This window comes from Saccharomonospora iraqiensis subsp. paurometabolica YIM 90007 (genome assembly GCF_000231035.2).
In the GTDB taxonomy this organism is placed as follows: Bacteria; Actinomycetota; Actinomycetes; order Mycobacteriales; family Pseudonocardiaceae; genus Saccharomonospora; species Saccharomonospora paurometabolica.
Map to the genome: position 1 here is coordinate 1 of NZ_KI912259.1, position 5,285 is coordinate 5,285.

Consider the following 5,285-nt stretch of genomic DNA (forward strand, 5'->3'; position numbering starts at 1 on the left):
CGCCGCGGCGGCGGTGAGCGCGGCCGACGCCGTGAGCAGGCCCCAACCACCGTGCGCGGCCCGGTAGACGAGCAGCAGCGACACCGCGCCCGCGGCGAGTGCGCTGCGTTGCCAGGCCAGCCCGGTGCGCTCGGCCTGCAGACCGGACGTGCCCGGCCTCATCCGGCGAGCACCAGCACCGCCGCGAACGCGGTGATCGCCAGGATCCCCACCGAGAGCACCGGCAGGATCGGGCTGCCGGGCAGCGGGTCGCCGCGCCGCATCGCCCGTTGGACCCGCCGCCACCGTGGATAGCTGACGGCGGCCAGGACCGTGGCCAGTCCGATGCACCCCGTCGCCAGCGCCGTCCGCGCGCCCTCGGTAGCCAGGTCGGGGACGAGCTGGTGCACGGCCACCCCACCCGCGACCAGCCCCAGCGACGTCCGGATCCAGGCGAGGTAGGTGCGTTCGTTGGCGAGGGTGAACCGGTAGTCGGGGTCGGTCTCCTCCGGTTCCGCCCCGTCGGGGTCGGTACGGCCGCCGCGGGCCGGATCGCCCGCGCTCACCGCCGTACGCCCGGGCCCGGGTCGGGCGGTGTGTGCCGCGCGGCCCCGGCCACGGGTGCGACGACGTCGGCCACCGTGGCCGGGCGCACGGTCACTCCGCGCCGGTGACCGCGGCGACCGCCTCGTCCGCGGTCTGGTGGACCGGCATCTGGGACAACAGCCCGGTCGCCTCCAAAGGCCGCAGCACCACGCGTTTCGTGGCGACGATCGCCCAGGTCAGTTCGTTGTGGGCGGCGCGCTCGGACAGTTCGGCCAGTACGGACAGGCCCGCGGAGCCGAGGAAGCCGATGCCGTCGAGCTCCAGCACGAGCCCGTCGTCGTGGCCGACGTTGTTCTGGACCCACTGCCGCAGTTCCGGGGCCGACAGCAGGTCGACCTCGCCGGAGACCCACGCCAGCACCGCGCTGCCCGACCGTCGTTCGGCATCGATGCGCATGCCGTGGCTGTCGAGCTGCCGCGGCTGCCCGTCGGAGGACGACTGCGGGGGCAGGGTGTTCGGATCGGTGCTACGCACTGTGTTGTCCCTCCGTAGCGTTCGGATAGGGCACGGGCAGGTGCGACCCCGATCCGCTGCTGTGCGAAGACGACCTACGCACGCATCCGGGACAGCGTATGCGTCCCCGGACGGCGTACGCATCGTGGACGACGCACGTCTCCCGGGCTGCGTACGCGTCCCGTGTTCCGCACGGATCGCGAGGGACCTGCCTCGACACGGCTGTGGGCTCAACCGCTCGGGTTCCACGGTAGAAAGCATCGTGGCCGATTCGCAACCTTCCCCGGGACGGGTCACACCGGATCGCACGGCGGAACCACCCACCGGGGACGTCGTCGGCACCGCCCGGTGCTGCCGGTGCCGGTTCCCCCGGTCGTTTGTCCCGGAGCCCCCGCGGGTACAGCGCTAACGCACGACGCCCCCGGAGGGTGGAGCCGAAGGGAGCAGGGGCCGATGAGTGACGGCGAGGAGCCCGTGACACCACCGCAGGACACCGGTATGCCCGACAGTGTCGAGAGCGACCCCGCGTCGCTCAGCAGTGCGGAGGACCTCGACGAGGACCGGCTCCGGCTGGATCCGCTCGAGGAGGGGGTGGAGCCTCCGGAGCACTACAGCGAGGCCACGAGAAAGGGCATGACGCCGTTCGAACAGCACCAGGGCGAGACGTTGGACGAGCGGGTGAGTGAGGAGCAACCCGATTTCGCCGAACCACGGGTACCGGATCGTCCGATCGGGGAGCATCCGCCCGGGGAAGTGAACGACACGGTGGACCCGGTCACCGAGGAACCGCGTCCGGTCGATCCGAGCGGTGAGGTGTCCGCACCGGACACCCCCGCCGTCCGGCGCGGCCAGAACGCCGACCGCGCGGGCGGGTCCGTCGCCGACGCCGTCCGGACCCCGGAGGGCGTGGAGGAACCGGAGGGGGAGCAGACGTGAGTTCGGCCGATGTGCGGGGCCTCACCGAACGGATGCTGACCGACCTGCGTGGGGACGACGCGGAGGGACTGGCCACGCTGCTGGCGTCGGTGGTGGGGCCGGACGCGCCCCGGCGGCATCTGTTGTGTCCCCTTCTGGGTGAACTGGTGTCCATGGTGGCCCACGACCTCCGTGAGCGTGCCGAGGACGGGGACGATGTCGACGACGCGCTCGGTGTCGACGACGCGCTCGGTGTCGACGGCACGGTCGGCGGGGCGGCCGGGGCCGGGACCTTCACCGCCGAGCTCGTCGACGACGAGGACGAGCCGTTCGACATCGACGACCTCGATCCGGCCGTGCGCGCGGTTCTGCGCGCGGTGCTGGCCGAACTGAACGACGACCCCGGGGACGTGCGGTTCCACCTCGGGCTCATCGGGGCGGACCCGGAGCCGCTGGCGCGGCTCGACGCCGTCTGGCACGTGCTGCTCTGGGCGAGCATGCTCGACGAGGGCGCCGCGTGACGGACGCCGCGTCCCCGGTACGCCGCGCCACGGTCGCGCGCCGGGGGCGGCCGTACGGTGGACGAGCCCGTGCGCAGGGAATGCGGGAGTGGTGCAGCGGACGGGCCGCTGTGGACGCTCGCGGCCGGACCGGGCACGGTACCGGTCCATGATCGACACGTTTTTCCGGGGCGGTGGAACGGCGTTTCGGACACCGCACGCCTACGGTGGGGGTTGGCAGCCACACGCGACCGAAGGGAAATGCCGACATGCTGGCCATGACTGACGCTGCCGCCGAGGCGATCGGCGCACTGACCTCCCAGGACGGGCAAGACGCGGCCGGCCTGCGGTTCGCGGTGCGCGAGGAGACCGACGAGGGCGCCCAGCTGGCGCTGTCGATCGCCACGGCGCCCGAGGACGGCGACCAGGTGCTCGGCACCGAGGGCGGCGCACGCGTGTTCCTGGAGCCCCAGGCGGCCATGTTCCTCGACGACAAGGTCCTCGACATCCAGCAGGACGATCAGGGACAGCTGAACTTCGCCGTGATGCAGCAGGCGGAGGAGGCCGAGGAGTCGCAGGGCTGACACCGGCCCGACGACGGTTTGGTCGTCGGCCATCGGTGGTACGTCCTCGTCCGAAGGCGACCACCGATGGCCCGGCACCGGCCCGCGGACCGACCCCGGGCGGGGTCTCGGCGGTGTGAACGGTCCGGTCGGCGCGTGCACCCACGTCCGATCGCCGTGCGAGGGGAGACGCCGATGAAGGCCGTGACCTGGCAGGGCAAACGCAACGTGCAGGTGTCCGAGGTCGCCGACCCGCGGATCGTCGAACCGACCGACGCGGTGATCCGGGTGACCTCCACCGGCGTCTGCGGGTCGGATCTGCATCTCTACGAGGTGCTGGGGGCGTTCCTCGACCCCGGCGACGTGCTCGGGCACGAGCCGATGGGGATCGTCGAGGAGGTCGGCAGCGCCGTCGACGGGCTGGCCGTCGGCGACCGTGTCGTGGTGCCGTTCAACATCTCCTGCGGCCACTGCTTCTACTGCGACCAGCGGCTGTACTCGCAGTGCGAGACGACGCAGGTGCGCGAGCACGGCAAGGGCGGGGCGCTGTTCGGCTACACCAAGCTCTACGGCCAGGTCCCCGGGGGGCAGGCCGAACGGCTCCGGGTCCCGCAGGCCCAGTTCGGACCGATCACGGTCCCGGACGGTCCGCCCGACGAGCGTTTCCTGTACCTGTCCGACGTCGTGCCCACGGCGTGGCAGGCCGTCGAGTACGCCGGGATCCCGGCGGGCGGCTCGGTCACCGTGCTCGGCCTCGGTCCGATCGGCCAGATGTGCGCGCGGATCGCCCGGCACCGCGGCGCGCGGACGGTGATCGGCGTCGACCTCGTCGACGAGCGGCTGGCGATGGCGAAGCGATACGGGGTGGACACCCTCGACCTGCGTCAGCACAAGCACGTGGCCGACCGGATCCGGGACCGCACGGACGGCCGGGGCACCGACTCGGTGATCGACGCGGTCGGCATGGAGGCCCACGGGGCGCCCGTGACGGGAATGGCCCAGCAGCTGGCGACGCTGCTGCCCGGCCCCGTCTCGGCCAAGGTGACCGAGAAGGCCGCCGTGGACCGGCTGTCGGCGCTGTATCTCGCGATCGACGCCGTCCGGCGCGGCGGCACGATCTCACTGTCCGGTGTGTACGGAGGCATGGTCGACCCGATGCCGATGCTCACCCTGTTCGACAAGCAGGTGCAACTGCGGATGGGGCAGGCCAACGTCCGCGCGTGGGTCGACGAGATCATGCCGTTGCTCACCGGGGACGGCGACCCGCTCGGCGTGGAGGACCTCGCCACCCACCAGCTCCCGTTGTCCGAGGCGCCGCACGCCTACGACATCTTCCAGAAGAAGCGGGACGGGGCGATCAAGATCGTGCTCAAGCCCTGATCCCACCCGCGGACGGGGTCCGTCGTGGACGGTCCGGACGGTTCAGTCCGTGGGGACCGGTGTCGGTGGGTCCTCGCCCCGCAGCACCGCCACGACGTTGCGCGCGGCGAGGGTGGCCATGGCGGTGCGGGTCTCGACGGTGGCCGAGCCGAGGTGCGGGGCGAGCGCGACGTCGTCCCGCCCCAGCAGTCCGGGGTGGACCTCGGGTTCGCGCTCGAAGACGTCCAGCCCGGCCCCGGCGATCGTCCCGGCGTCCAGCGCGTCGGCGAGTGCGCCCTCGTCCACCACCGGACCCCGCGCGGTGTTCAGCAGGAACGCGGTCGGCTTCATCGCCGCGAGCGCGTCGGCGTCGATCAGGTGGTGCGTGTCCGCGGTGAGCGGGCAGTGCAGGGACACGACGTCGGCCCGCGCCAGCAGCTCGGGCAGTGGCAGGTACGCGGCCGCCAGTTCCTCCTCGGTACCGGCGGGGGCGCGCCGCCGTCCGGTGTAGACGATCCGCATACCGAACGCGCGGGCCCGCCGGGCGACCGCGCGGCCGATCTGACCGAGGCCGACGATGCCGAGGGTGCTGCCCGTCAACCCGGTGCCGAGCATGAAGTCGAGCTCGAACGACCACGGGGTGCCCGACCGCAGCAGCCGCTCGCCCTCGCCGAGCCTGCGGGTGACCGACAGCAACAGGCCCAGGGTGATCTCGGCCGTGGCGTCGGTGAGCACGCCCGGGGTGTGCGCCACGATCACGCCACGGGCGGTGAGCGCGGGGACGTCGATGTTGTCGTACCCGACCGCGACGGTGGCCACCGCCCGCAGCCCCGGCCCGGCGGCGTCGGCGAAGGCGGCGTCCACCCGCTCCTTCAGCGTGACCACGACGGCGTCGGCGTCCGCGACGGCC

The 5,285-nt window shown here is 72.7% G+C and carries 8 protein-coding genes; 4 read left to right on the top strand and 4 right to left on the bottom strand.

The features are described from left to right. The 3 genes from SACPADRAFT_RS31720 to SACPADRAFT_RS0220830 form a co-directional block, all read right to left on the bottom strand. Positions 1-162 (bottom strand): DUF202 domain-containing protein (locus SACPADRAFT_RS31720; RefSeq protein WP_007026351.1); only part of this gene is annotated, 162 nt, incomplete at its 3' end. Beyond that, positions 159-545: a YidH family protein gene (locus SACPADRAFT_RS0220820; protein WP_007026352.1), complete on the bottom strand. Its 387-nt coding sequence runs from the start codon at positions 543-545 to the stop codon at positions 159-161. The genes SACPADRAFT_RS31720 and SACPADRAFT_RS0220820, both read right to left, overlap by 4 nt. A gap of 91 nt (positions 546-636) precedes the next feature. Further along, positions 637-1,059 carry an STAS domain-containing protein gene (locus tag SACPADRAFT_RS0220830; protein WP_007026353.1) on the bottom strand — a complete coding sequence of 141 codons (423 nt, stop codon included), beginning with the start codon at positions 1,057-1,059 and terminating at the stop codon, positions 637-639. Between the two features lie 432 nt (positions 1,060-1,491). On the opposite strand from SACPADRAFT_RS0220830, the gene SACPADRAFT_RS0220835 reads away from it, so the two are divergent. From SACPADRAFT_RS0220835 to SACPADRAFT_RS0220850, 4 genes are all read left to right on the top strand, one after another. Further along, positions 1,492-1,974 (top strand): hypothetical protein, encoded by a 483-nt coding sequence (locus SACPADRAFT_RS0220835; RefSeq protein WP_007026354.1) that lies wholly within the window; start codon positions 1,492-1,494, stop codon positions 1,972-1,974. Then, entirely contained in the window at positions 1,971-2,474 is a 504-nt protein-coding gene (locus tag SACPADRAFT_RS0220840) for a hypothetical protein (RefSeq protein ID WP_007026355.1), read from the top strand. Before SACPADRAFT_RS0220835 ends, SACPADRAFT_RS0220840 begins: the two co-directional genes overlap by 4 nt. Positions 2,475-2,722: 248 nt before the next feature. Next, the gene (locus SACPADRAFT_RS0220845) at positions 2,723-3,037 is read left to right on the top strand and encodes a HesB/IscA family protein (RefSeq protein WP_007026356.1); all 315 of its coding nucleotides are present in this window, start codon (positions 2,723-2,725) and stop codon (positions 3,035-3,037) included. Positions 3,038-3,211: 174 nt separating this feature from the next. Continuing rightward, the gene (locus tag SACPADRAFT_RS0220850; RefSeq protein WP_007026357.1) at positions 3,212-4,396 is read left to right on the top strand and encodes a zinc-dependent alcohol dehydrogenase; all 1,185 of its coding nucleotides are present in this window, start codon (positions 3,212-3,214) and stop codon (positions 4,394-4,396) included. Between the two features lie 42 nt (positions 4,397-4,438). Here SACPADRAFT_RS0220850 and SACPADRAFT_RS29055 read toward each other — a convergent pair. Then, a partial coding sequence (locus SACPADRAFT_RS29055) for a 2-hydroxyacid dehydrogenase (protein WP_007026358.1) occupies positions 4,439-5,285 on the bottom strand: 847 nt, incomplete at its 5' end.

Coding starts and splice junctions, on each gene's coding strand:
- SACPADRAFT_RS0220845 (WP_007026356.1), top strand. CDS start 2,723: ATGCTGGCCATGACTGACGCTGCCGCCGAGGCGATCGGCGCACTGACC.
- SACPADRAFT_RS0220850 (WP_007026357.1), top strand. CDS start 3,212: ATGAAGGCCGTGACCTGGCAGGGCAAACGCAACGTGCAGGTGTCCGAG.
- SACPADRAFT_RS0220835 (WP_007026354.1), top strand. CDS start 1,492: ATGAGTGACGGCGAGGAGCCCGTGACACCACCGCAGGACACCGGTATG.